The organism is bacterium (Candidatus Blackallbacteria) CG13_big_fil_rev_8_21_14_2_50_49_14, from assembly GCA_002783405.1.
Classification (GTDB): Bacteria; Cyanobacteriota; Sericytochromatia; order UBA7694; family UBA7694.
The window spans coordinates 180171-204323 of record PFGG01000065.1 but is presented as its reverse complement, the minus strand read 5'-3'; the positions used below and the strand labels follow the sequence as shown (position 1 = coordinate 204323).

25 protein-coding genes and 1 riboswitch are annotated in these 24153 nt (G+C 49.0%); of the genes, 17 read left to right on the top strand and 8 right to left on the bottom strand.

Annotated elements, in window-relative coordinates:
• The first annotated feature begins 29 nt into the window (after nucleotides 1–29).
• The 4 genes from COW20_17815 to COW20_17800 are packed head-to-tail and all read left to right on the top strand — an operon-like array spanning nucleotide 30 to nucleotide 3009.
• A complete protein-coding gene (locus COW20_17815) occupies nucleotides 30–671 on the top strand; it encodes a hypothetical protein (protein ID PIW46099.1) in 642 nt (213 codons plus the stop codon).
• Complete coding sequence (locus tag COW20_17810; protein PIW46098.1) at nucleotides 668–1186, top strand: hypothetical protein; 519 nt, start codon at nucleotides 668–670, stop codon at nucleotides 1184–1186. Before COW20_17815 ends, COW20_17810 begins: the two co-directional genes overlap by 4 nt.
• A gap of 2 nt (nucleotides 1187–1188) precedes the next feature.
• Nucleotides 1189–2550: a hypothetical protein gene (locus tag COW20_17805; GenBank protein ID PIW46097.1), complete on the top strand. Its 1362-nt coding sequence runs from the start codon at nucleotides 1189–1191 to the stop codon at nucleotides 2548–2550.
• A 27-nt stretch (nucleotides 2551–2577) separates the two neighbouring features.
• The gene (locus tag COW20_17800; protein PIW46096.1) at nucleotides 2578–3009 is read left to right on the top strand and encodes a hypothetical protein; all 432 of its coding nucleotides are present in this window, start codon (nucleotides 2578–2580) and stop codon (nucleotides 3007–3009) included.
• A gap of 5 nt (nucleotides 3010–3014) precedes the next feature.
• Here the strand turns inward: COW20_17800 and COW20_17795 are convergent, their stop codons facing one another.
• From COW20_17795 to COW20_17775, 5 genes are all read right to left on the bottom strand, one after another.
• Nucleotides 3015–4211 carry a fatty acid desaturase gene (locus COW20_17795; GenBank protein ID PIW46095.1) on the bottom strand — a complete coding sequence of 399 codons (1197 nt, stop codon included), beginning with the start codon at nucleotides 4209–4211 and terminating at the stop codon, nucleotides 3015–3017.
• Nucleotides 4212–4249: 38 nt separating this feature from the next.
• Nucleotides 4250–6253: an ATP-dependent RNA helicase gene (locus COW20_17790; GenBank protein PIW46094.1), complete on the bottom strand. Its 2004-nt coding sequence runs from the start codon at nucleotides 6251–6253 to the stop codon at nucleotides 4250–4252.
• A gap of 198 nt (nucleotides 6254–6451) precedes the next feature.
• The gene (locus COW20_17785) at nucleotides 6452–6952 is read right to left on the bottom strand and encodes a hypothetical protein (protein ID PIW46093.1); all 501 of its coding nucleotides are present in this window, start codon (nucleotides 6950–6952) and stop codon (nucleotides 6452–6454) included.
• A gap of 114 nt (nucleotides 6953–7066) precedes the next feature.
• Nucleotides 7067–8263, bottom strand: a complete 1197-nt coding sequence (gene metB, locus COW20_17780) for an O-succinylhomoserine (thiol)-lyase (GenBank protein PIW46092.1) — start codon at nucleotides 8261–8263, stop codon at nucleotides 7067–7069.
• Nucleotides 8256–9374 carry an alpha/beta hydrolase gene (locus tag COW20_17775; GenBank protein PIW46091.1) on the bottom strand — a complete coding sequence of 373 codons (1119 nt, stop codon included), beginning with the start codon at nucleotides 9372–9374 and terminating at the stop codon, nucleotides 8256–8258. The genes metB and COW20_17775 overlap by 8 nt, the downstream gene beginning before the upstream one ends.
• Nucleotides 9368–9484: riboswitch (SAM riboswitch) on the bottom strand. (Overlaps the previous gene by 7 nt.)
• A gap of 200 nt (nucleotides 9485–9684) precedes the next feature.
• Here COW20_17775 and COW20_17770 point away from each other — a divergent pair.
• From COW20_17770 to COW20_17725, 10 genes are all read left to right on the top strand, one after another.
• A complete protein-coding gene (locus COW20_17770) occupies nucleotides 9685–10671 on the top strand; it encodes a glycosyltransferase (protein PIW46090.1) in 987 nt (328 codons plus the stop codon).
• Nucleotides 10672–10745: 74 nt separating this feature from the next.
• Nucleotides 10746–11546, top strand: a complete 801-nt coding sequence (gene flgF / locus COW20_17765; GenBank protein ID PIW46089.1) for a flagellar basal-body rod protein FlgF — start codon at nucleotides 10746–10748, stop codon at nucleotides 11544–11546.
• A gap of 32 nt (nucleotides 11547–11578) precedes the next feature.
• Nucleotides 11579–12364, top strand: a complete 786-nt coding sequence (gene flgG, locus COW20_17760) for a flagellar basal-body rod protein FlgG (protein PIW46088.1) — start codon at nucleotides 11579–11581, stop codon at nucleotides 12362–12364.
• A gap of 85 nt (nucleotides 12365–12449) precedes the next feature.
• The gene (locus COW20_17755) at nucleotides 12450–12800 is read left to right on the top strand and encodes a hypothetical protein (GenBank protein ID PIW46087.1); all 351 of its coding nucleotides are present in this window, start codon (nucleotides 12450–12452) and stop codon (nucleotides 12798–12800) included.
• Between the two features lie 6 nt (nucleotides 12801–12806).
• Nucleotides 12807–13802: a flagellar motor switch protein FliM gene (gene fliM / locus COW20_17750; GenBank protein ID PIW46086.1), complete on the top strand. Its 996-nt coding sequence runs from the start codon at nucleotides 12807–12809 to the stop codon at nucleotides 13800–13802.
• A gap of 4 nt (nucleotides 13803–13806) precedes the next feature.
• Complete coding sequence (locus tag COW20_17745; GenBank protein PIW46085.1) at nucleotides 13807–14955, top strand: flagellar motor switch phosphatase FliY; 1149 nt, start codon at nucleotides 13807–13809, stop codon at nucleotides 14953–14955.
• A gap of 180 nt (nucleotides 14956–15135) precedes the next feature.
• Nucleotides 15136–15498, top strand: coding sequence for a two-component system response regulator (locus tag COW20_17740; GenBank protein PIW46084.1), 363 nt, complete (start codon nucleotides 15136–15138; stop codon nucleotides 15496–15498).
• A 28-nt stretch (nucleotides 15499–15526) separates the two neighbouring features.
• On the top strand, nucleotides 15527–15850 hold the full coding sequence (locus COW20_17735) for a hypothetical protein (protein ID PIW46083.1): 324 nt from the start codon (nucleotides 15527–15529) through the stop codon (nucleotides 15848–15850).
• Entirely contained in the window at nucleotides 15840–16259 is a 420-nt protein-coding gene (locus tag COW20_17730) for a hypothetical protein (GenBank protein ID PIW46082.1), read from the top strand. The genes COW20_17735 and COW20_17730 overlap by 11 nt, the downstream gene beginning before the upstream one ends.
• A gap of 56 nt (nucleotides 16260–16315) precedes the next feature.
• Nucleotides 16316–17095: a FliA/WhiG family RNA polymerase sigma factor gene (locus COW20_17725; protein PIW46081.1), complete on the top strand. Its 780-nt coding sequence runs from the start codon at nucleotides 16316–16318 to the stop codon at nucleotides 17093–17095.
• Between the two features lie 4 nt (nucleotides 17096–17099).
• Here COW20_17725 and COW20_17720 read toward each other — a convergent pair whose 3' ends face one another.
• The 3 genes from COW20_17720 to COW20_17710 all read right to left on the bottom strand — a co-directional run bounded on the left by COW20_17720 (nucleotide 17100) and on the right by COW20_17710 (nucleotide 19016).
• Entirely contained in the window at nucleotides 17100–17537 is a 438-nt protein-coding gene (locus COW20_17720) for an HNH endonuclease (GenBank protein PIW46080.1), read from the bottom strand.
• 149 nt (nucleotides 17538–17686) lie between these two features.
• The gene (locus COW20_17715; GenBank protein ID PIW46079.1) at nucleotides 17687–18703 is read right to left on the bottom strand and encodes a hypothetical protein; all 1017 of its coding nucleotides are present in this window, start codon (nucleotides 18701–18703) and stop codon (nucleotides 17687–17689) included.
• A 10-nt stretch (nucleotides 18704–18713) separates the two neighbouring features.
• The gene (locus COW20_17710; GenBank protein PIW46078.1) at nucleotides 18714–19016 is read right to left on the bottom strand and encodes a hypothetical protein; all 303 of its coding nucleotides are present in this window, start codon (nucleotides 19014–19016) and stop codon (nucleotides 18714–18716) included.
• Between the two features lie 244 nt (nucleotides 19017–19260).
• On the opposite strand from COW20_17710, the gene COW20_17705 reads away from it, so the two are divergent.
• From COW20_17705 to COW20_17695, 3 genes are all read left to right on the top strand, one after another.
• Complete coding sequence (locus tag COW20_17705) at nucleotides 19261–20718, top strand: hypothetical protein (GenBank protein PIW46077.1); 1458 nt, start codon at nucleotides 19261–19263, stop codon at nucleotides 20716–20718.
• A gap of 229 nt (nucleotides 20719–20947) precedes the next feature.
• Nucleotides 20948–21754, top strand: coding sequence for a hypothetical protein (locus COW20_17700; GenBank protein PIW46076.1), 807 nt, complete (start codon nucleotides 20948–20950; stop codon nucleotides 21752–21754).
• Nucleotides 21755–21762: 8 nt separating this feature from the next.
• Complete coding sequence (locus tag COW20_17695; GenBank protein PIW46075.1) at nucleotides 21763–24057, top strand: hypothetical protein; 2295 nt, start codon at nucleotides 21763–21765, stop codon at nucleotides 24055–24057.
• The last annotated feature ends 96 nt before the right edge of the window (nucleotides 24058–24153 follow it).

Here is a 24153-nt window from a genome sequence, read left to right as displayed (position 1 = left end):
AAACAAGTAGATCCTGAGGAATAATTATCATGAATAGAGTACTTATTCTTTTTAGTTTTGTCTTGGTTTCTCTTGGGCAGATGGGCAGTTTTACTCTTTCTCCTGCTGCACAGGCAGCGAAGCCAAAGCCTTCTGCCACACCGAAACCAACTTCCCCTCCGGTTATTCCCCGCATGAGTCCGATTCCAACACCAGTACCTTCATTGGCTCCACCTCTTGCAAGCCCTGCTCCTCGAACTGTTGAAAATCCTGTTTTGGAGAGTGAACTGGGTTTTAGTCTTCAGGTTCTTGAAGCTTTGCCTTGGGGCTCGGGCTGGACGCCAGGTTCTGGGCTTATGTTGGGAGCCGAGTATGATTGGCAGCCTCAATTCGGGATTTTTGCCGGTGCCGGTGGTTTTTTTCAAAACAATGGTTTGAGTTTGTTTTTTCCACTCAGCCTGCGTTATCGGATACCACTTCAGACAGGCATGAACCTTTTCAGCGGCTTGGGTGGTTTTGTGGTTTATGCGCCAGGAGTTGGTTTTGTGCCGGGTGCGCTTGTCGAATTGGGCAGTGAATATCGTTTGAACGCCCATTGGCAATTGAGCCTGACCCTGGATACCGGGATTTCTTTTGGCTCTGGAATGGCTTTTACAACAGGATTGAGAGGCGGGTTGAATTTTAGACCATGAAGCATCATCTTCTTTTTCTCATGGCATTTTCTCTTTGGGGCATCAGTTGTACGCAGAGTATTCCCTATACAGGAATGGAAAGGGGAAACGGCGGATTGGTGTTTGACCGCTCTCAGGTCAGACAACCCACAGAGGTGGTCAAAAATACATTGCCAATTATTCAAAATCTCACTGCAAACCCTACAGCCAAGGTGGCTGCAGGTGATCGGATCAGTTTCACGGTCGAAGCAACCGATGCCGAAAAGGATGTTTTGAAATATTATTGGAGCAGTGATCAGGGAACCCTTTCGTCTTACGAGGGCTATTCTGTTTATTGGCAACCGGTTTCAGGGGGGAACCAAGGCATTGCAACCGTGAGTTTAACGGTGAGTGACGGCAAAGGGGGAGAATGTCAGGCCTTTGTCAAATTGGCAGTAGAAGCCTCAGGACAGGCTCAGGTTGGGTTGGTTTCCCGTTTGAGTTGTGCCGAAGGCACAGGACGTATGGAAGAACTCTATCGCAATGAGGGCCTCTGAAGATGAAAGTTACAATTTTTCCTTTCTTATCCATGGTTGGATTTACGGCTCTTTTGGCCTGCAATACGGCTTCTCAGCCGCTCAGTGGTCAGCGTCCTTCAGGAATTCAGGATGAGGCCACAGTCGGAAACAGTCCTCCGATTATTCAAGCCTTGACTTCTTCTGCTCTCAGCATTAACAAAGGGGGAACGGCTACTTTGCGGGTAGTGGCCTATGACGGTGAAGGAGATCCTTTAACGTATCGTTGGAGCAGCACGCGGGGGACTCTGCTTCAAACTGAAGGGGCTGAAGTCAGCTGGAACTCGCTTAAAAATGGCCAGCCTGAAAAAGGTATGGGTATTTTGATGGTCGAGGTCAGCGATGGCAAATATACAACTCCTGGGGCTTTGAATATTCTGATTAAAGAGGATGGCTCTAGCCGCTTGGAGCTGGATACACAAGCAGCCAATCTACTCTGTCGCAAAGATCCGACGGAGGGAAAGACACGCGATGCTTTGGCTACCGATGATCTCTTGCCCCCCTTGAAACTCGGCAGTAAGGTTTTAAAGACCCAAACCATGGTCTTGGATGGCAAGCCAGAGGATTGGCAGAATATTCTTCCCGTGGTTCAGGACAGCCCCCGTGATACAGGAAACAGCGAGAGCGGTATGGATTTACGCGCGCTCTATCTGGCCCGTGACAGCCGTCATCTCTATTATCGTTTGGATACCTGGGGAAAACCTGAACCGGCCAAAGCTCAGGATTATCGCTTGAGTATGGGCTGGACAGGCAATATTCATAAGGATGGTTTACCTGAAACGACGGGTTTGGAAGTTGGGCAAATTGTAGAAGGTAAGATTCCGATTGTCAATCTCAGCAGTCTGGATAAACTCTATGTCAGTGGTGTGATTCGCTCAGGTACACAGTTGGCTGATCGTACCCGTCTGGTCAAGCTTTTGGATCAACCAGAGCCTGTTCCTTCTGCGACACCCCTCCCCAGTGGAAACAATACCTCTCGGGTAGCCCGTCAGATTTTCAGTAATTTTGAGATTGCGCTGAATTATTTTTCAGATCCCAGTTGTCAGCCCAGTTTTACAACCACCCAGGCTTATCTTCTGGCAGGGGTGGTAAATTATCACAGTACCAGCAGCACTGGTCCCGTCGAAATCAGTTTGAAGAGTAGCAGTGGGCAGGTCTATGGACCTTGGCCTGCAACGGGATCTTCTACAACCGCTTCTTCGGGTGCCCGGCTTTGGACCGCCAGTCCAGCTAATCTGGTCTTGCCTGCCGGAAGCTATACCGTTCAGGATTCTGCTACCACTACCTGGTTGAGTGCGACCTCTGCTTCCTGTGGAATGAGTGTGGTACAGGGTGTGGCTCAATAAATTGAATCTTAAAAAGGAAAAAGAACCATGAAACGAATTTTGATGCTTACAGTTATTTTTCCAGTTTTATTGGCTGGATGCGATACCCGACAGAATGTTGTCGTGAATACACCTTCGGCTGTTCAGGCTACACCTCAGGCAAATCGCAAACCCATTGTTCAGCAAATGAATGCTAATCCGACAAATATCACTAAAAAAGATGATATTATCAGCTTTAAGGTGGTTGCTGTCGATGAGGATAATGATATCCTCAAATATGTTTGGTCTGCAACCAAAGGTACTCTTTCTGCGACTCAAGGTGAAATCGTCACCTGGATGCCTCAGAAATCGGATGGAAGTCTTGAAACTGGGGTCGCTGTTATTTCCGTGCTGGTTTCAGATAATAAAGGGGGCACAGATACTTCTTCCGTCAATATTACGATTGACAGCACAGGGGCTGCGCGCATTGAGGGCAAATAGAAAGCTTAAACCGCGACCATATCCCGTTCCCGCTCCTGGCGAGAGCGGGTTTTAAAAAAGGGATTGCGGCTTTGGCCTGTGAGCAGGCGCATGGTTTGCCCGATTCTTTTCCAGATCGACTGGCGGATATAGGGCACTCCGTATTTTTTACAGAGCGCTTCTACTTCAGGCTGGGCTTTTTGGTACTGCAACATGGTCATTTCGGGCCAAAGATGGTGTTCAATCTGGTAGTTCAGCCATCCCTGAAGATAATCACTGAAATCTGTGCCCCCTGTAAAATTGGCAGAGCCGATAATTTGACGCACATAAAACTCAGCTTTATCAGAAACAGGTTCATCAAAACGGTAAACATCGTCTCCGGTATGGTTGGGCACAATAATCAAAAAACTGTGTAAATTGGTCATCAATTCGGCCAGAATACTGGTGAGTAAAACGTTGAGGGTGGCGGTGATGCCCAAGGGCAAAAACAGTGCGGGCAGCAAAGCAAAACGAAACAGCGCATAGGGTAAAACACAGCGCGCCCAGAATTCCAGACTTTCACGTTGAAAAGGCCACCAGAGGGGAGCTCCGTGGAAGATCAGGGGTTGATGGGCTGCTATTTTGGCTTCCAAGCCCTTGCGACCGGGTCGCGAACGTCGTTGTTGCAGCATCCAGAGGGTATTGGGTGCGTAATAACTCAGTTTCCAGGTCAGCATGAAGAAAATCGCCACGGCATATTTCATCCAGAGCGGAAAATTCAAGCTGCGCATCAGATGAGCCCGGTCTTCCAGTACATCGGGGTCGAGTTTTTCACCGGTATGGTAGTGGTGCAGCACATTGTGCTCAAAATCCCAGGCCTCGGGTACCAACCAGTCGGGCCAATCGACCCAGCGCCGCCAGCCGCGGGCAAAACCTTTGCTGGTATAGCGCTTGGGAATATTGGGAACCCGATCATAGCCCCTGTGGCGAATATGATGGGTCATATTCGCCCAGCGGGTCATCTGGCCCTGGCTGATCAGATAGGCACTGATCGGGTTGGGCAAGAGCCAGGCGGTAGCATAGCCCAAAAGAGAGCAGACCTGCCCCCAACTTTCGATTTTGGTCAAATGGCGAAAGTCGGCTTCACTCACTCCCGCCTGGAGACGTTGATGTAAATCTTCAAGTTCTGCTGCAAATGCGGCATAATCCAGATTTTGCAAAGTATCGGGCGTTTCGTGGCTCATGATGCTCTCCGTAATGCTGAACGCGATGGGGTGAAACTTTATTTCCCGAGAAAGCCACGTTTCCCTGCTTTGGCGCGGGGAGCGTGATCGGGCCGGCCTTTGGGGGCGGGTGAAAATTTCGGCTTTTTATCAAAGCTTCTGGGAGCACTTTCTGTAAAAGCATTGCTTTTGCCCAGACGTGAAATCCGCAGGGGGTGGTTGACCACGCGGGTTTTGGCAAGGGCCTTAAAGAAGTGTTTTTCAAGTGCAAGGGGCAAATCAACGACGCTATAGGTATCGTGCATTTTGATTTTGCCGATAAATTTGCTGTCTACGCCTGCTTCGTTGGCTATCGCGCCTACCAGCATGCTGGGACGCAAACCATGAATTCGGCCTACTTCGACCCGATAGGGCACCAGACCCATTTCAGAATCGTTTTTGGGGCTTCTTTCACGGCTGAATTTGTCTTTGCGCACGCGTTGGGACAGATCAGGATCGGCTTGCAATCCAGGCGGATCGGGGGGCAAGAGCAAGGGGGTTTTGCCCTGTACGAGCAAAGCCAGCGCTGCTGCGACTTCTTCGAGCGGCACTTCATTTTCCTGCGCATAATTCAGCATCATTTCACGGAAATATTCAAGTTGAGGCAATTTGCGGGCTTGGCTAATCCGTGATTTAAAACGTTCGACGCGCTTTTGATTTAAACTTTCGGCATCGGGCATAAACATACGCGTCATCGGCTGGCGTGTGGCCCGCTCAATGGTACTGAGCAGGCGTTGCTCACGGGGTTCAATCAAAAGGATGGCCTCACCTGAACGGCCCGCGCGGCCCGTGCGGCCAATGCGGTGGGTATAGGATTCAGGGTCAAAGGGTACATCGTAATTGATGACATGAGAAATGCGTTCAACATCCAAACCACGGGCGGCTACATCGGTGGCAACCAGCACATCCAGTTTGCCGCGACGCAGGCGCTCAACGGTCTGTTCACGCTGATTCTGGGGCAAATCACCATTCAGGGCGGCTGCCTTATAGCCCGCGTTTTCAAGACGTTGGGCCACTTCAATCGTGGCGTCTTTGGTGCGCACAAAGATCAGTACGCCTTCAATCGGTTCGCTTTCGAGCAGCCGAATCAGGGCCTGTTGTTTGCTCAAACCACGTACAATCCAAAAGCGCTGTTGAATGGTGTCGGCGGTGGTAGTTTTGGCCGCCAATGCGATTTCGACAGGATCTTTCAGGTATTTACGGGCCAATCGGCGAATTTCGGGAGGCATGGTGGCAGAGAAAAGAGCGGTTTGACGTGCTTCGGGGGTTTGCGAAAGAATCCATTCTACATCTTCGGCAAAACCCATATTCAACATTTCATCTGCTTCGTCCAGAACCAGGGCTTGCAGATTGGAAAGATCCAAGCTGCCCCGGCGCATATGATCCATGACCCGTCCGGGGGTGCCAATCACGATTTGGGCGCCTTGTCTGAGATCCCGCAGTTGGGGACCATAGCTTTGGCCGCCATAGATGGCGGTGATTTTCAAACCAGGAAGTTTGGCGCCGTAACGCTCAAAGGAGTCACTGACCTGCAGGGCCAATTCACGGGTAGGAGCCAGCACCAAGATTTGGGGAGAGTGGTTGCGGCTGTCCATGCGGGAAAGCAGGGGCAGTGCGAAGGCTGCTGTTTTGCCCGTACCTGTCTGGGCCTGGCCCAGTACATCTTTTCCTGCCAAAACATGGGGAATCATGCTGGCTTGAATTGGGGTGGGATCTTCATAGCCTGAAGCCAAAACAGCTTCCAGAACAGGTTTTGCCAGCTTCAAGGCCGCGAAGCCACTGGTTGATGCCGTATCTTCTGGGGCTTCGCTTAGATTTTCAAGGGGTTCGGCTTGCAGATCTGAAGCCTGAACACTGGCTTGAATTTCAGTTTCTGGAGGATTTTGTTCTGTGTGAGATTCAAATTCTGTTTCAGGAGAGGGGAGTTCAGCGGGGCTTTCAATCTTTGCTTGGGGGGCAGGAGGAGCTTGTATTGTCGCGGGATTGAGAAAAAGGTGCTCCGGAAGGAGGGTTTCATGGGGCATAGGGAAATTCCAGTCATAGTCAAATGTGATGCCTCAGGGGCCTGTAAACAGAAGCAGCAACCGGGAAACGTCAGCAGCGTCAGCGAAAAGGACATTGAGGGGAAACTGGTTTTTTAACCAGTATATATCCTTACTATAACACAACCACAAAAAAACAGGGGCAATTTGCCCCTGTTCATTTTTGTCATTTTTTTGAGATTAGCTGGCAGCTTTGATGCTTTTGACCATTTTTGTGAGGGTTGCTTCGTGTCTGTTGAAAGCACCTTTTTGTGCTATCGAAACAACGATCAGCGGCTTGTCAGCCATGATCACAGCCACTTCCCAGTCTGCAGCTTCGCCTTCAACTTGGCCTGTGCCTTGAATATAATAGGCTTGCATGCCATTGATGGTAATTTCACCAGGCTCTTCACTCTGGTATTGGATATCTTGAACGATTTTTTCAAATTCAGGTCCGAAGGCGTCAAGCACGGCTTTGATGTCGACTCCGTCAATGACCCAAAACATCACCATTAGGCTTTCATCTTGGGGGTTTACAACCAGAATGCCATCGCCATTGACATCTTGTTTCCAGCCATCGGGAACATAGAGTTTTACATTGGCGCCCTCATGTGAAATCCAGTCTGCCCGTGCTGGAGCCGTATAAAAACCCAGACCCAGCATGGCGATCAGGCCCATTTGAATAATTTTGTTTTTGATCATGGTAGTTTCCTTCAGATTTTAAGTTTAAATTGGGTGAGGGAAATGCAGTTGCGTCATTATACCTGGATTTTAAAAGATCGCCTATCGGCAAAAAACGCGTACTGTGCTTATTTTTTAGGCATGTACCAATGACTTTGTTTGCTGCTCGGGAAGCTTCCTGCCTGCTTTTTCAAAAGCTTGGTTCAGATCCTGAATCAAATCCTGGGCGGCTTCAATGCCAACCGAGAGTCGCAGCAGACGGGGGCCAATGCCTGCCACCTGGCGATCGGCTTGCGACATCGAGGCATGGGTCATGGTGGCGGGGTGGGCAATCAGGCTTTCCACGCCCCCCAAAGATTCCGCCAGGGTAAAGAGTTCCAGTGATTCAATAAAGACAGGCAAATCTAAATCGACCTGCAGATCAAAACTGATCACACCGCCAAAGCCTGTCTGCTGGCGCAGGGCCAGTTCATGCTGGGGGTGGCTGGCCAGGCCGGGGTAATAGACCTGTTCGATGGCTGCATGGTTTTCAAGAAAATGGGCAATTTGCAGGGCATTTTCCTGGTGCTGGCGCATGCGCAGTGGCAGGGTACGCAGGCCGCGCAGGGTCAGCCAGGCATCGAAGGGTGCGCCTGTCAGGCCCAGGCAGTTGCCCCACCAGGCCAATTTTTCGCCCAGGGCGGGATCCCGTGTGATGACGGCTCCACCCACGACATCGCTGTGACCATTGATATATTTGGTGGTGGAGTGCAGTACGATATCTGCGCCCAGTTCAAGTGGGTTTTGCTGAACGGGAGAGAGAAAGGTATTGTCTGCCACGACCAGGGCTCCGATGCCATGGGCTGCTTCTGCGATGGCTTGAATATCGCTCAGGCGCAGAAGGGGATTGCTGGGGGTTTCAATCCAGACCATGCGGGGTTTGAGGGTTTGAATCTGCGCAATCAAGGCTGCACTGTCTGTAAAACGCTCAAGTTGAAGTTGCAGGTGTCCTTGGGCTTGTTTGGCGCGGAACAGGCGGTTACAGCCCCCATAACAGTCATCGGGTGCCAGCAGCCGTTCGCCTGGTTGCAAAAGTTGCAAAATTAAGGTGACGGCTCCCATGCCCGTGGCTGTAATCACAGCCTGCCTGCCTTTTTCGAGTTTGGCCAGGGCCTGGGCCAGTTGATCCCGGGTGGGGTTGCCTGAGCGGGTATAGTCGTATTCTCGTTTTTGATTGAAACCGGCAAAGGAAAAATTTGAGCTGAGGTGCAGAGGCGGCATGACTGCACCATGTTGGCTGTCGCTGTTAATGCCTTCGCGAGCGGTTAGGGTAGAAGCTTGTAATTCAGTCATGTTTTCTCTCCAGGTGGTTTTTAATGGTTTGTGTGGTTTGCAAATTTTCTTTTAAAAAGGCGTCGTGCCCATAGGGGCTGTTCAGCAAGGTGAGGTTGCCGGGCTTGGGCAGGCGTGTGTGAAGTGCCTTGAGTTGTGGCGCAGGAACCAGTAGATCGCTGGTATAGCCCAGCAGATCCACCCGAAGGGGAATCGCTTCTGCTTCAATTCGGTGGGTATCGATCGAGGTGCTTAAGCAGAGATAGCTATAAGGATCAAAGCGCTTGGCAAAGCTTTGGCCTTGATGCTTGAGATAGGGCAGGCAGCCTGCGGAACCCAGCCCTGAATCAAAACGCTGTGAAAATTCGAGTTCTGAGCGATAGGTCGTCACCGCCAGTTCTCGCGCCAGACGTAAACCTGCTTCAGGGTCTCCCTGTTTCAATGCCATGCTGACAATTTCACGTTGCACATGGCGCCAGGCTGTGGCCAGGGGAGCAGGGCGGTCTGCGGCACAAATCACCAGGGCTTTTTTGAGATACTCTGAGAAATGTTGCGCAAAAGCCAGGGTGACCATGCCGCCATAGGACGCGCCAATCATACTTTCCAATTTTTGAATGCCCAAAGCTTTGAGCAGCGCTGCAATGGCGCGGGCTTGATCCCGAGTGGTAATTGCTGGAAAATCTGGGCCTGAAAGTCTGCTGTTGTGGGGGCCTTCGCTGTTGCCACTGCTGCCCAGAAAGTCAAAACTGAGCAATTGGTATTTTTGGGGATCTAAAGCATTTCCAGGGCCAATCTGATCCTGCCACCAGCCGGGCGTGGGGCTTTGTTCTGTGCACCAGGCATAGCGCCCGGCTGAGATGCCACCCAAGATAAAAATGGCGGGCAAATGAGGTTCGCCCAATCTGCGCCAGGCCAGACGCGGTTTGTGCAGAATTTGACCTGAATCCAGAAGCAGTGGTTCTGAGAGGTTTAAAATGCCACTGTTGAGGGCTAAATAGGTGCTTTGGGGAAGATCCGCAAAGAAAAGGGTTTGGGCCATGTCGCTTACTCCAAATGAGATACTCACTTGGAAACCCTGCAGACCCAGCAGGTAAATGACCAGTTCCATCCGAACGGCTGACTGATCACTCATTTTTCAGATACCCGAAGGTATCCGCAGGAGTTGGCACCTTTTCAGAGGGGTTAGCTCCAAAGGTTGCCCCGGCGTCAAAGGGCCAGTCCCTCAGCCGGTCTAAATGAGATTAACCCTGATTGTAATCGATGGGCGTGCTGAGGTCAATCCCCTGAATTAAAAAAATGGAGATTGAAATGTGCAGATTAATACATTGAATTCATTGGCGCGAAATGCCATGGGTCAAGGTCTAATTTTTTCCAAGCTATTTGTCGCCTTTGGGTAGGTAGCTTATACTGAGACCAGCATTTCAGCACGCATTGAGGTTATTATGAATACCGCTGTCGAGAATTCTGTTCTGAGTCAGGATGAAACCAATACGATTCCTGAGGTCTCTCTGGTTGCACCGATGTACAACGAAAGTGAGGGGCTGGATAAATTCTTTGACACGGTGATTCCGATTCTGGAACAGGTGGGGCCAGAATGGGAGATTGTCTGCGTGAATGATGGCAGCCGCGATGATACGCTCGAAAAATTGATCGCCTATCACAAGCGTGATCCGCGCATCAAAGTGATTAATTTTTCACGTAATTTTGGCAAAGAAGCAGGCACCACCGCAGGCATTGATCTTTCGCGTGGGAAGGCCGTGATTCCGATTGATGCGGATTTGCAGGACCCGCCTGAAATGATTCTGGCCATGATTGAAAAATGGCGGGAAGGCTATAAGGTGGTGCTCGCGACCCGCACTGAGCGCAAAGAAGATACCTGGTTCAAACGCCATTCTGCTTTGATGTTTTATCGCCTGATCAGTGCCATGAGCGAAGTGCATATCCCCAAAAATACAGGGGATTTTCGCCTGATGGATCGGCAGGTGGTCGATACGCTCAAGCAGTTGCCAGAAAAAACCCGTTTTATGAAGGGGATCTTTGCCTGGTTGGGTTTTCCCACGACGACGATTTATTTTGAGCGCCCCGCGCGTTTTGCTGGCCAAACCAGCTGGAACTACTGGAAACTTTGGCGTTTTGCCCTCGATGGTATTTTTGCTTTTACCACTTTGCCGCTGCAAGTTTGGACCTATCTCGGTGCCGGTATTTCTTTGCTGAGTTTTCTCTATGCTTCTTTATTGGTATTTCAAACCCTTTTGCATGGCAATGCTGTGCCGGGTTATGCTTCGACCATGGTGGCGATCCTGTTCCTGGGGGGCATTCAATTGACCAGCCTGGGCATTATCGGGGAGTATGTCGGGCGCATTTATAAGGAAGTCAAAGGCCGCCCGATCTATATTGTTGAAAATACCTATGGTTTTTACACCGATTAAATTTTTCAGAATTTAAGTCGTGCTGATCTCTGGCCGATAGCTTAGGATAAGAATGCCAGAAAGGAAATCAGCAGGTGTCTTCACGGGGTTTATATACTGCAGCCTCTGCCATGATGATGGATATGGTGCGCATGGATACTGTGGCCAATAATCTGGCCAATGTGAATACGACAGGGTATAAACGGCAGCAGACACTTCACCATGATTTTCGTACGGGTTTTATTGAACGCCTGAAAAATGTTCAGCCTTATCTCGACTCCCGCTCTGGCCAGGAAAGCATAGAATACCGTCAGGCCAGAAACGCCACCTTGGGCGAGTTGGGTACTGGTACAGTGGTTTCGGGTGCTTTTGTAGGGTTTGAAGATGGCGCGCTTGAAGATACTGGCAATTCCCTGGATTTGGCTTTGCAAGGCACAGGTTTTTTTGCTGTAGAAACCCCCAATGGGGTGATGTATACCCGCAATGGCGCTTTTACGCGCAATGAACAGGGTGAACTGGTGACCGCCGAAGGTTTTCGCGTTTTGGGTGATCAAGGGCCGATTCAATTGCCTGAAGAAAAAGTCAATATTTCTGAAAAAGGTGAAATTTATGCCGGTGATCAGTATCTTGACAGCCTGCAACGCGTTGATTTTGTAGAGCCCTGGTCTTTGATTCGGCGGGGCAGTAGTTTTTTTGCTGCTCCCAGCAATGCGCCTCAATTGCCGCCCGAAGGGCGGGTTCTACAGGGCAAGTTGGAACGTGCGAATGTTGAAACCGCCCGTGAAATGGTGCAGATGATTACGGCTTTGCGTTCTTACCAGATGAGCCAGAAGGCTCTGCAGACTGAAGATGAAATGACTGGCCGTTTGATCAATGACCTGGGCCGTCCGGCCTGATTTTGAAGGATTGAAGGAGAGAAATACCCCCTATGATGCGTGCTCTTTATACTGCGGCTTCAGGCATGAAAGCCCAGCAACTGAATCTCGATGTGACCTCGAATAACCTGGCGAACGTAAATACTACGGGTTTTAAAAGTTTTCGTACAGAGTTTCAGGATTTGCATTATCAAATGCTGCGCCAGCCTGGTTCGCAGGTTGCCAATAATATTCTCTCTCCTCAAGGCACCCAGATTGGTATGGGGGTAACTGCGATTGGGACGCCTCGTTTTTTCAGCCAAGGGGATTTTCAACATACCGAAAACCCCTACGACCTGGCGATTCAGGGTGATGGTTTTTTTCGGGTGGTCATGCCCAATGGAACCTTTGCCTATACCCGTGATGGCTCTTTCAAAACAGATGCCAACGGTGCCTTGGTGACCCATGACGGTTACTATGTCGATCCCAATATTACGATTGATCAGAATGCGACCAATGTGACGATTGGGTCTGATGGCACTGTCTCTCAAACCGTGAATGGTGTGACTTCGAATTCTGGTCAAATTCAATTGGTACGTTTTGTGAATCCTGTGGGGCTTGAAAGTTTGGGCAAGAACTATTTCCGTGCAACCCAGGCTTCGGGTACGGAAATTACAGGGACAGCAGGAACCAGTCCTGGCTTTGGTGCATTGGCCCAGGGCATGCTTGAAATGTCGAATGTACGGGTGGCCGATGAAATGATTCGCATGATTGTTTCCATGCGTGCCTATGAAGCCAATTCCAAGGCGATTCAGACCTCCGATGAAATGCTTCAGATTGCAAATAACGCCAAGCGTTAGCCCTGTTTTTCGTTTTGTAAAAAATTCGCCCTTTCGCTGGGTGTAGTTTACAATGAAGATATACTGAGAGGTTTCTATCGATCCCATGCATCAGATATCTCAATTGAACCCATCTTCTGAATATACCAAAGTCGCTTCAGGTGCTGCTGTTCAAGCAGCGTCTCCTGAGCAGGCGCGTCTGAAAAAAGCTGTACACGAGTTTGAAGCGCTTTTTATGACGCAAGTTTTGCAGGAAATGCGCAAAACCATTCCTGAAGGGGGGCTTTTGGCCGGGGGCTCAGCGGGGCCTCAGCGTATGTATGAAAGCATGAGCGATGAGCAATTGGGCTACTCGCTTTCGCAGGGCCGGGGCACAGGTTTGTCGCAAGCCCTCTTGCGCCAGTTGCTTCACAGTTCTGGGCAGAAACCTGCTCCTGCTTCTCTAGCGGAGGCCTAAGCAAACGTGGCCAAGGGCAGTGAGGTTCTCTCCCAGAATCAGATCGATTCTCTTTTGTCTGCAATTGACAGTGGCTCGACCACGGTTCAGAACATGCAGGAAAAAGGGCAAACCAGCGATGTTCGCCTGTATGATTTCCGCCATCCGTCTAAATTTTCACGTGAGCACAGCCAAACCCTCTTGGCTGTGCATGAAATTTTTGGACGTTTATTGGGAACCCAGCTGACCACGCAAATGCGCCTTCCTGTTCAGATGGAAGTCGCTTCAGTTGACCAGTTGACCTATGATGAGTTTATGCGTTCGATTACCAATCCCACCGTGGTCATGATCTACCGGCTTTTGCCCCTGGAAGGTACGATTCTGTTTGAATTTACCCCAGGAACAGCGATCTCCATTATTGAGCGCTTATTGGGGGGGCCCGGCCGGGCGGGGGCGCGTCCACGTGAATTGACGGATATTGAACAGACCCTGATGTCGAATGTCTTTAATAAGGGCATGGTCTCTTTTAAAGAGGCCTGGAAACATATTCTTCCCAATCTGGAGCCCGTGATTCAGGCGCTTGAAACCAATCCCCGTTTTGTGCAAATCTGTGCTTCTTCAGACAGTGTTTTGGTGATCTCCTATGAAATGAAATTGGGAGAAAGTACAGGCTCGATGCGTATCTGTCTGCCCTACCCTACGATTGAACCTGTTTTGGCAAATATGCACCGCCAGTTTTTTATGAGTGGGCAACTGCGCAAAGAAGAGCTTCAACCGCTTAGCGAAGAGGTCAAGCGCACCATGGAGCAGGTCGAGGTAAAAGTTGCGCTTTTGCTGGGGTATACTGATATTACCGTTCGGGATTTAATCGGACTTCAAGTGGGGGATGTCATTCAGCTCGGCTCTCAACCCGCTGACAGTTTGCCGCTTACGGTTGAACAAACCTGTAAGTTTCATGCGCGGCCTGGCACCTTGGGGCGTCAAATGGCAGCCCAAATTACAGCAATTGTAGACGAAGGATAAAAAAGTGGGTCTATCTCAGGAACAAATCAACGCCTTACTCGAAGGAACAGGAACATTTGACAGTCCTGCATCAGGAAGCTCAGCGCTGGCCAGTTCAGACAGTGATTTCTTTCTGAATTTTGCCACTGTGGCGATGGATGCCGGTTCTTCAGCTGTTTCTCAGGCCTTGGGCAAAACCGTGAATGTCACGCATCCTGAGATTCTCATACAGACATTTGATGAGTTGCAGCATGAATTGCCTGTGAATCAGGTCATGATCCGCACAGGTTATCTTTTGGGGGAAGAAATTCCTTCGCTGCTTTTGATCAAAGATTATGACGTGGCTGTGATTTTTGATATTTTAATGGGCAAGGATGGGCGAAATCCGGACCTTGAAATCAGCGATTTGCAGACCAGCGCAATTGGTGAAGTCATGAACCAGTTGATGGGAGCTGCTGCCACTGCACTTTCACAGGAATATAAACAAAAATTGGCAATGAAGGCCCCCGAAAGCCTTTTGGTGCAAATCAATGATCCTTCTGTGGTTCCCCTGGAGTTCCTCAATCAGCCCTTGATGGTGATCAAATTTAATTTTGTGATTGAAGGGGTCTTGGACAGTGAACTCTATGAATTGCGTCCGGAGCCCAAAGCAAAAAAATTGAAAGCACTTTTGTCGGCGGGGCCGACCGCAGCTTCTGCCGCACCGCCGTCTGCCCCTTCTCCTCAGATGCCTTCTCAGGCGCAACAGGCCGCTCCAGCTTATTACCAGGAGCCTGTGTATGCGCAGCCACAATCGCCCCAGCAGATGGCCTATTACCCCCCTCCCCAGGCCGCTTATCAAGGGCCCCCTGCTTCTGTTCGCCCGGCTGAGTTCAGTCCGCTGATTCCAGGGCATCCCATGCCTGCCAACCCCAGTTTGGATCGGATTGTGGATATTCCCCTGCGTGTGACGGTTGAATTGGGCAGTACCAAGCTCAAGATTAAAAATGTTTTGGACTTAACCAAGGGTTCGGTGGTTGAACTGGACAAACTGGCGGGAGAACCTGTTGACCTTTTGGTCAATGGCAAATTAATGGCCAAAGGGGAGGTGGTGGTGATCAATGAAAATTTTGGTGTCAGGATTTCTGAAATCCTGGGACCGGCTGATCGACTGAACCATCTCCGTGGTGATTAAACCGAAAGATTGCGAGAGGCTCTGCTCTCTGATAAAATATGGGTTAGAACAGGAGCCTGCGAATTGCTGAAATATCTGTTGATTCTAAGCACTTTAACAGAGCAGACTTCATGGCTAAGGCATCCTAAAAGAGAAAGGTAAATCAATTCGGGTTAACCGGATTGGAATCGAGAAACAATTATGGCAGCAAGAGTTCTGGTTGTAGATGATGCCGCATTTATGCGCATGATGATTCGTGATATTCTGGTTAAAAATGGCTATGAGGTAGCGGGTGAAGCTGCCAACGGGTCCGAAGCCGTTCTGAAGTATCAGGAGCTTCGTCCTGATGTCACCACGATGGATATCACGATGCCTGAAATGGACGGAATTACTGCCGTTCGTGAAATTCGCAAAATAGATCCCAATGCTCGGATTATTATGTGCAGTGCCATGGGTCAACAGGCAATGGTTTTAGACGCCATTCAGGCCGGTGCCCGTGACTTTATTGTAAAACCCTTCCAGGAAGATCGCGTGATTGACGCGATTAAAAAGGTTCTGCGCTAAACTTAAGCGGGTTTCAGGAGGTTCTTGATTGCCGCTTTCAGAACAGGTTCTGAGTGGGCAGGTTAATTCGGCAGGTTGGCTGGAGTTGATTCTCAAACTGGCTCTGGTGGTTTTGTTGATCTATGCTACAGCCTTTCTTTTGCAAAAACGCAATCTGCGTTTTCCTTTTGGGGCTCAAGCTCTCCCTGGTGTTCCGCCCTCAGAGATTCGAACGGTAGCCGTTCATCCTTTGACTTCGGGGGTCTCTTTGTATCTGGTTGAAGTTGAAAATCGGCGATTGCTACTGAGTGTTTCAGCCCAAAGCTCAGCCCAATTGCTTCTGGACTTGGGGGGAGAAACTGATGAATCCTGAAGAAAGAAATACTTTGGGGTTCCCTTTATTGGATAAATTTCCCCTGAAATTTGCGGTTTCAGCTGTTGTTTTAACGGCGCTTAGCGCGGTAAATGCTCAAATTTCCCCTTTGCTTGTGATGGTCCGATGCCTTTTGGCGATGCTTGTCTTCTTAATGCTGGGCCAGTGCCTTGTCTGGGTATGGGCCCTGCTCGAAGAAAGTCAGGATTTACGCGGGCCTTTGTTTAAACCCCAGATTTCTCAAGCAACAAAAGTGGCTGGAATTGAGCCTCTGGTGTCCACTGAAGCCAAGCCTGTGAGTGGAAGACTTGTTTCTGAAAGCTTAAAATTGCCCGATCTTTCCAGTTCTGTTTTACCCTCTGATCTGCGCCAAGAGAAAGACCCCCTTCCTCTCCTCGTTCAGAAATAAGCAGTTTTTGTTTTCAGTGACAGAGACTTGCAGTTACAGGCGCTGATCAGGCTATAATGGCCACTATGTCAAATTTAACCCCAGAAGAAATCGCTTCCAGTTGGGAAGCGTATTTGAAGCAAGGCCAGGCAGATGCCCGTGACCGTTTAATTCGACACTATCTGTATCTGGTGCGTTATGCGGTTTCTCGCATGTTGGTGCAATTGCCAACGCATCTTGACAGTGACGATTTGATTGGCTACGGTCTTTTGGGCTTGATTCAATCCGTTGAAAAATTTGACCCAGAACGAAAAGTCCGTTTTGAAACCTATGCCATGACCCGTATTCGGGGGGCAATTCTCGATGAACTGCGCGCCATGGACTGGATGCCACGTTCACTCAGGCGCAAGGCCAGAGAAGTTGAAAAGGCCATTCACCGGATTGAAAACCGTACGGGCAAGCCGGCTCAAGAAGAGGATTTGGCGCTGGAATTAGGGATTGAACTCAAGCAGTTGCACCAGATTTTGAATGATACTTCTTATTTGGTCGTGTCTTTGGATTATTTACTTTCTGCAGGCAGTCATTTGAAAAATTGGGAAGAATCGCTTCCCGATACCCGTGCTTCCAGTGACCCGACCCGTGAGATCGATCGCCAGGCCATGCAGGAAGCACTGCAGGAAGCTTTGCGCTCCTTGCCTGAACGGGAGCAGAAATTGGTTTCACTTTATTATTTTGAAGGCTTGACCATGAAAGAAATTGGCCAGGTACTTGAACTGACGGAAGCCCGAATTTGTCAAATTCATGCCCAGGCTGTCCACCGCTTAAAAGCACGGATGCATGATTTATTGTTGATCTGAGTGATCATTCCCCATTAAAAAACTGATGCCAATCAATTTGCATTAAAATGCTGGGCTTCCGGGGAGTTGTTTTCAAGGGCATTGAAGCTTCATCCGGTGTCTTGTTGCCTTTGCGCGCATTGCAGGGGGAACAGGCGGTTACCACATTTTCCCAGGCGCTTTTGCCCCCGCGTGAAACCGGCATGACATGATCCAGCGTAAGTTTTTCACGCGAACCGCAGTACTGGCAGGTATAATTGTCGCGAATATGTACGTTTTTGCGGGTATAGGTGACTTTGGGTACAATATGTTTAACCAATTTGCCCAAGAGACGAATCACCCTGGGAATGGGAAACTGAGAAGAAATCGAGCGCAGGAAATCGCCACTTTCCTTTACGATTTCAGCTTTATGGGTATAAACCAGGGCAATGGCCCTGCGAATATCGCAATACATCAAGGGCATATAATCCCTGGATAAAACCACTACTTTCACGTTTCTTTTCCCCCAAATCAGACACTCTTTTCTGATTTGATTAAACCTGATTGCCCTTGAAAAAATCAAGAGATATTGTCACACAAGCGCTGAAAGTGCAAAAAAAGAGCGTGAAGCTTTTATTTCAATTCAGGTTTTTGCTCAGAAGGATTCAGAAAAGAACGCACTTGAGCCAGGGTTGCTTGAGGGTTGTCGAGCAGAAATTCGTGGCCGCTGTGCTTGATTTCTGCTTTTTTAACCTGTTGAAACAGGCGCATTTGATGGTTCTGAAAGGTTTTTCCAGTCAGGGTATTGCATTCGCTGATCAGAAACAGAACGGGTTTTTGAAAGCTTTTCGGGTCTTTGATAAAATCAATCGCGATTTGTCCTTGTTTTGTAAAGGTGGATTGGGTGATCGTTTTCCAGGCTTTGAATCCCCCTCTCCAATAGCTTTCAGCGGTGGGAAGTTTTTGGGGACAATGGTAACGGGGTTGTACACGGATCTGGCTGTAAACAAAGTCGGCTGCGGCTTCGCGATCGGGTTCCTGAATATGCAATGATTTGATCCAGGAAAGCGTGGTATTGAAAATAAAACCTGCAGAAGTGCGTGAAAGTTCAGGCAAGATTTTGTGGGCCATTTCGGTATTTAGAAACCCTGGTTCGGCCAAAATCAAGCTGGCTGTGCGTTGAGGGTGTCTTCCTGCATAGGCTGTGGCGAGCATGCCTCCCCAGCCGTGCCCGAAGAAACTGACCGCCTGGTCTGGAGAGATATGATCCACCAGGGCTTCAAGCTCTTCAAGGGCTTGCTGAACAGAGAGTTTGTTTTCAGGTACCCGTGCAGAAAGACCACTGCCCCGCTGATCATAAAAGACAACGCGAAATTGATCCGAGAGGCTTTTTAAGGGCAAGAGAGAGCGATAATCTGCACCAGGCCCATCGTGCAAAACAACCAGCACGGGGGCCTGTGGGGGACCAAACGTTTCGGCGTGTAAGGTCATTTGCTTTAAAACCACGCGCGGCAAATTGCTGTCTGTTTCAACCGTTGCCTTCACCGGATAGCTGCGCCAGGTCAGAAGATAGGTGGCGGCAAAAAGCAAGAAGGGCCCTGCCGCCATCACAACCAAGGCACTTAAAAAAGTCAAAAAACCACGTTTCATAAGTTTAAACCTAAAGGTCTGGGAATGTTTTGCTTCTCACATTGCCTGTTTTGGCATCGTATTCTAAATCTTGAGGATAATTTAAACTCAGATTCAAATCTTTGAGAGAATCTGGATATTTTTCATTTTGCATTCTATAGGTTGCCAAGGCGCCTGTGATTTGGGTGAGATCTGAGAGCACTTTGGCACGATCAATTTGACCCGTGGTAAGTTTTGCGCCTTCTTCAATGGTTTTTTGAGCATCTTCGGCAGCTTTGCAGGCGGTCAACGAACTGATTAAGAGTAAGGCCAGGGCCAGTTGTTTCATTTTCATGGCGTGCCTCCTTTTTCATAAAGTAGTAATTGAGAAAGCATTTCAGGTTTTGGGGAAAGCTTCTCACCGAGTGTAACGAGGGCAGGATAGGCCTGTCAATCTGATGGTGCCTTTATTTTCTTTCAAAAGCGAGTTTAAAATTTATTCACTTGGGGCTCTTCTCTGCAGACTGCTATAATAAGCCTTGCGAATCAAGAATTCCAGCCGTCTCGCAAGAAGAAAACAGGAAAATGCGCAAAAATCAATGAACTCTATCTATGCTCCCCCCCCACTGAAAGCTTCTTTGCTTGCTGTTTTATCTCTTCTGAGCCTTTCAGCTTGCCCCGACTCAAAGCAGAATGGGCAACTGAAAGGGCCCGTCAAGAAAGTTTCCCGTATCAGTCAGGAGCTCGGGCGTGATTTTAAAGCGGTCTCACAGGGCGTGATTCCCTCGGTGGTCAGTATCTCAACACATGCCACTCAAAAGACCCCCAAAATGCGCAAAAATACGCCTAAGAACCAAGCACCTTTTGAAGATTATTTTGGCTTTTCACATCCTCAGGAAGAGGAGCATGTGGGCTCTGGGGTGGTGGTGGATGCTCAAAAGGGATATATTCTCACCAATCACCATGTGATTGAAAATGCCAGTGAAATCGATGTGGTTCTGGCGGGTGGAAAAACGCTGAAAGGGCGTTTAATTGGCGATGATCAGCCCACCGATCTTGCTGTGATTCAGGTTCAACCCAATTCTCAACTGGTCGCAGCGACCTTGGGCGATTCAGGCGGAATTCGGGTGGGCGAATGGGTGCTTGCGATTGGCAGTCCGTTTGGGCTTCAGTCTACCGTGACAGCAGGCATTATCAGTGCCAAGAGCCGTGCAGATATTGGCGTTGCCGACTTTGAGGATTTTATTCAGACCGATGCCGCGATTAATCCTGGCAACAGTGGTGGAGCGCTTGTCAATATTCGGGGCGAAGTGATTGGGATCAATACGGCCATTGCCAGTCGCAATGAGGGGTATATGGGGATTGGTTTTGCCATTCCCAGCAATCTTGCCAAGAAAGTTTTAAATTCCTTGATTACCAAGGGAAGAGTAGTGCGTTCTCAATTGGGCATTATGATTGGACCCATTGATGAATTGATGCTTAAAAGTCTGAAACTTTCAGCCACAACCCAAGGTATTTTGGTGATGGATGTTTTTCCAGATACGCCCGCAGCCAAGGCAGGATTTAAAAAATATGATCTTTTGACCCATCTAAACCAAATGCCTGTCCATGAGGTGCAGGACTTTCGCAATCAGATTGCCATGACCGCGCCAGGAACGGTTGTTACGGTCAAACTTTTGCGAGATGGAAAACCCCTGGAACTCAAGCCTGTACTGCGGGAAATGACTGCTGAAAACAGCAATCCCTTAGAACCTGTTCGCCCCGAGATCTTGAAAAAACTGGGCCTGGAAGTGCAGGTGGTGGATGACCGCCTGCGGCGAAAGCTGCAACTGCCGGCCAGTCTGCAAGGCCTGGTGGTGACCCAGGTGGAGCCGGGCAGTGAGGCGATTCAACAGGGGATTCGCCCAGGGGATATTCTGACCGAAGTGGATCGGCAACCTGTCGGAAGTCTGGCTGAATTTTATGCCCAATTTGAAAAACATGCTTCCGGGGATGTTTTGTTAATGAGCATTATTCGCGGACAAGAAACTCTGATTCGCGCGTTGAGAGTGCCTTAAATCAGGGCGATTTCTTAATATGAGCGGGGTTTGTTTTTAATTTTTCATTAAATTTTTGTTTGTTTGTTAAATTTTAATTGTTTGACTTAATCTTGAGCCATCAGCATAAGCGGCCTCTAAAAGAGTTTATACTTGATTTTTAAGAGTGTTTATCTGGCAAAAAGCAGTATGCTATACTTAAGTCTGAAATATTCCGGCATTCTCGTTAAGCCGTAACCCCGGCACGCCGATGCTTACTGTACATCTTCTAGGAGGAGTGGGTCGTTTGTCCAGCAAAATTTTTTCTACCCTGATCCTGTCCCTGCTTGTGGTTACCGCTTGCAGTAACAATGATAATCCAATCATTACGCCATCACCGACAACGGATGCGCCAGCCAGCGCGACAGGACTTGTTATTGAGCCTGGTAATCTGACTGTGGAGGTCGGCAAAACGGTTAAGGTTTCTGCTCTCCTCAATCAGAATGGAGATATTAAGCGTGATCTCCCTACCCAATGGAGCAGTTTAAGTCCTGAAATTTTAACCATTGACAACAATGGGATGATTACAGCACTTAAACCTGGAAATGCTCAGATCAAAGCAGAAAGCCTGGGACGTGAATCTTTGGCGCTGGTAACGGTTTCTCCTGCTTCTGTCACCAGTGGAGCTGCCACGACCCCCGCCACGGATACTTCTGCCACTACGATTCTGGGGGATACTGCTGCAGCTTCCCCCGAACTGGCCAAATTGCGGACGATCATTATTCGTCCTGAGAATGAAGCCACCCAACCCACGCTGTTTAAGTTCAGCCGACTTCAAGAACAGCGTCAGTTTGTTGCTGCAGGCAAAGATTCAGAGGGGCAGGATATTTCAAATCTAACCTTTAGCTGGTCTTCCAGTGATGAATCGATTGCCAAGGTCAACAGCACCGGTGTGGTTGAAGCTGTTGCGACAGGCACCACCAACCTGATCGCCAGTGCAGGCAATGTCACCAGTAATATTATTCAGATTCAGGTCCAGGAAGGAACCATCCGGGCCCATATCAAGTTTACGGAGTAGTTTCGACTGTGAAAAACAAAAGAAATCAAATCACAGGTCTTCTGATTGCTGTTTCTGTGTCTTTGGCCAGTGTGCTGAGTTGTCAGACTTTGCCAACGACAGGAAACCATCAAGCCACTTTGAATCAGAGTGTCCTGCAGTTGAACACTGAAACGGCTGGATCCATTCGCCTGCATATCGATTTGCCGATGGCCAAAAGCTACCCTGCTTTGGCTGCTTATCATGGCTTTTCCACGCAATCCATTGAAGAGGGACGCATCAATCGCATTAAAGTGACGATTACTTCTGTCAGCACGGATTTTAAAGCTGAAAAAATTATTCCGATCAGCCAAGGCGGTATGACGGCAACGATCAAAGTGCCTTTGGGAAGAAACTATCTCTTAAAAGTACAAGGGATGGATGATTTGGATGAAGTTCCTGGTGCTCTGGTAAAAGGGGTTTTTACGGTTGAATCTTCTGAGGTTACGCCTGATGTGGATGTCAATTTATTGACCACAATGATTGCCACCATTATTGAGCAGGTAAGTGCTCAAGACAAGGTTGCCGCAGCCGCCGTGGATTCTGAAAAGCTAAAAGCACTGGTTCTCGAAGGCAAAAGTGCAGCCAATCCTGCACTTGTGAACGCCGCAGCTTTTTCTGCTGCGTTGGTGACAGGTAAAGGCGTTGTTCCCTCGATTGTTCCCGTCAATCCGGTTTTAAAGCCCGGAAATATCAGTGGCTCGATCAGTGGGCTGATGCCCGGTGATGCCGCTGTGGTCTTGTGTAATGATCCCGTTTCTTCGCCTGTGATTGTGGTCGCTCCTCCTCAGACAACAAGTGGTGCTTTGGCTCCGACAACTGTGAGTTTTAGAATTGACAATATTCCTGCGGGAAGTTGGACCACTCGGGTCATCGCTTCTGGCTACCAAGTTCAGGGTGACTCTATCGCAAGCACCAATGAGCTGAGTGCAGCAAAAACAGTTGTCGTCAGCAGCAATACCCAAGCTTCAATTTCCTTTGGTGTATCCAAGGTGACCTGGTCTGCAACACCGATCAATGCCTCTGGAAATATTGGCTCTTCTGATCAACCCGATGCAGAAGTTGATGGCTCTGACAATATTCATATGGTCTGGCGCCAGGATGGCTTTCAAGAGGAAAAAGAAAGCGGCATGATTTTTTATAGCCGCTACAATGGCAAAACTTGGTCGACTGACAACCGCAATGTATCTACTCAGCCTTCAGGTTTTGTCTCAATTTCAGGCGATGATAAATTCAGAGGGGCTCGCAATCCCGCTGTTGCTGTAGGGGTAGATCGGTCTCCCCATGTTCTTTGGTCGTCAAATAGCGACAACAAAGACTTCAAAGGTCGCCGCATTGTTTACAGTCATTTCGATGGCGTGAATTGGAGCAAGCCTTTGATCATCTCTGTGAATTCGCCGACAACCGAAGTTGAAGCTGATTTCCCTGATATTGCGGTAAATCCGATCAATGGGCAGGTTTACGCTGTTTGGAGTCAACTTGAAAACAGTGTGAAAACTGTTTATTTAAGCCAATTACAAGATGGCAAGTGGCAGGCTCCGATTCAACTTTCCAATCAAAATACCCAATCTTACCGGCCGCGCATCAATATTGGCACCAATGGGATTATGCACGTGGTTTGGGAGATTGAAGATACGGCCCGTGTGCAATATATCAGTTGGGATGGCAAGCAATTCCTGCCGATTGAAGAGGTTCCTTTTACCCAGGATGCCACAGGAAAGCTTCCTCGCAGTCTGGATGCGCGCGTTGACCTCCTGAACCGTTTGCATCTTGTGCGCAGGAGTGAGTCTACGATTCAGTATCTCTATCGTTCCAATAACAGTTGGTCGCGATCAGAGGCTGTTCACGAAATTGGCAATATTACCGTACCGGTCTTGAGCAATGCTTCTGTTTATCTTGATAATATTGGCAATGTGAATGTGGTTTGGACTTCTGCACTGAGCAATGGCACGCCCATTTTGCGCTTCAGACGCAGAACCAATGAAGGTTGGGAAAGAACACCGGGTTCAAGTGCGATTACTGTTCCTTCAGCTACGGCAACCCCTTCAGCCTTTCCTTCTCCCACGCCCGAACCCACAGGTACGCCTGCGCCTACGCCTGCTCCTGTGACTCAAGCCACGCCTTTCCAAGGCTTTGATGATTTACCTGCGTCTGAAAATAAGATTCCAACAGAAAAACCATTGGTACTAATTGACAGTCGCGGTAAGATCAGCGTGATTTGGAGTAATAATGCAACCGATCCTGTGAATTCAGAGATTTACCACTCACTGAAAACAGGAACGTAGATTTTATTTTATCGAAGGTCAGCCTGGAGAAATTTCTCCAGGCTGTTTTTCTTGTCGCTTACCAAAGCTTTTTATCAGGCTTTGAGGGCCCTATTG

Coding starts and splice junctions, on each gene's coding strand:
- COW20_17815 (PIW46099.1), top strand. CDS start 30: ATGAATAGAGTACTTATTCTTTTTAGTTTTGTCTTGGTTTCTCTTGGG.
- COW20_17810 (PIW46098.1), top strand. CDS start 668: ATGAAGCATCATCTTCTTTTTCTCATGGCATTTTCTCTTTGGGGCATC.
- COW20_17805 (PIW46097.1), top strand. CDS start 1,189: ATGAAAGTTACAATTTTTCCTTTCTTATCCATGGTTGGATTTACGGCT.
- COW20_17800 (PIW46096.1), top strand. CDS start 2,578: ATGAAACGAATTTTGATGCTTACAGTTATTTTTCCAGTTTTATTGGCT.
- COW20_17795 (PIW46095.1), bottom strand. CDS start 4,211: ATGAGCCACGAAACGCCCGATACTTTGCAAAATCTGGATTATGCCGCA.
- COW20_17790 (PIW46094.1), bottom strand. CDS start 6,253: ATGCCCCATGAAACCCTCCTTCCGGAGCACCTTTTTCTCAATCCCGCG.
- COW20_17785 (PIW46093.1), bottom strand. CDS start 6,952: ATGATCAAAAACAAAATTATTCAAATGGGCCTGATCGCCATGCTGGGT.
- metB (PIW46092.1), bottom strand. CDS start 8,263: ATGACTGAATTACAAGCTTCTACCCTAACCGCTCGCGAAGGCATTAAC.
- COW20_17775 (PIW46091.1), bottom strand. CDS start 9,374: ATGAGTGATCAGTCAGCCGTTCGGATGGAACTGGTCATTTACCTGCTG.
- COW20_17770 (PIW46090.1), top strand. CDS start 9,685: ATGAATACCGCTGTCGAGAATTCTGTTCTGAGTCAGGATGAAACCAAT.
- flgG (PIW46088.1), top strand. CDS start 11,579: ATGATGCGTGCTCTTTATACTGCGGCTTCAGGCATGAAAGCCCAGCAA.
- COW20_17755 (PIW46087.1), top strand. CDS start 12,450: ATGCATCAGATATCTCAATTGAACCCATCTTCTGAATATACCAAAGTC.
- COW20_17740 (PIW46084.1), top strand. CDS start 15,136: ATGGCAGCAAGAGTTCTGGTTGTAGATGATGCCGCATTTATGCGCATG.
- COW20_17730 (PIW46082.1), top strand. CDS start 15,840: ATGAATCCTGAAGAAAGAAATACTTTGGGGTTCCCTTTATTGGATAAA.
- COW20_17725 (PIW46081.1), top strand. CDS start 16,316: ATGGCCACTATGTCAAATTTAACCCCAGAAGAAATCGCTTCCAGTTGG.
- COW20_17720 (PIW46080.1), bottom strand. CDS start 17,537: ATGCCCTTGATGTATTGCGATATTCGCAGGGCCATTGCCCTGGTTTAT.
- COW20_17715 (PIW46079.1), bottom strand. CDS start 18,703: ATGAAACGTGGTTTTTTGACTTTTTTAAGTGCCTTGGTTGTGATGGCG.
- COW20_17710 (PIW46078.1), bottom strand. CDS start 19,016: ATGAAAATGAAACAACTGGCCCTGGCCTTACTCTTAATCAGTTCGTTG.
- COW20_17705 (PIW46077.1), top strand. CDS start 19,261: ATGAACTCTATCTATGCTCCCCCCCCACTGAAAGCTTCTTTGCTTGCT.
- COW20_17700 (PIW46076.1), top strand. CDS start 20,948: ATGCTTACTGTACATCTTCTAGGAGGAGTGGGTCGTTTGTCCAGCAAA.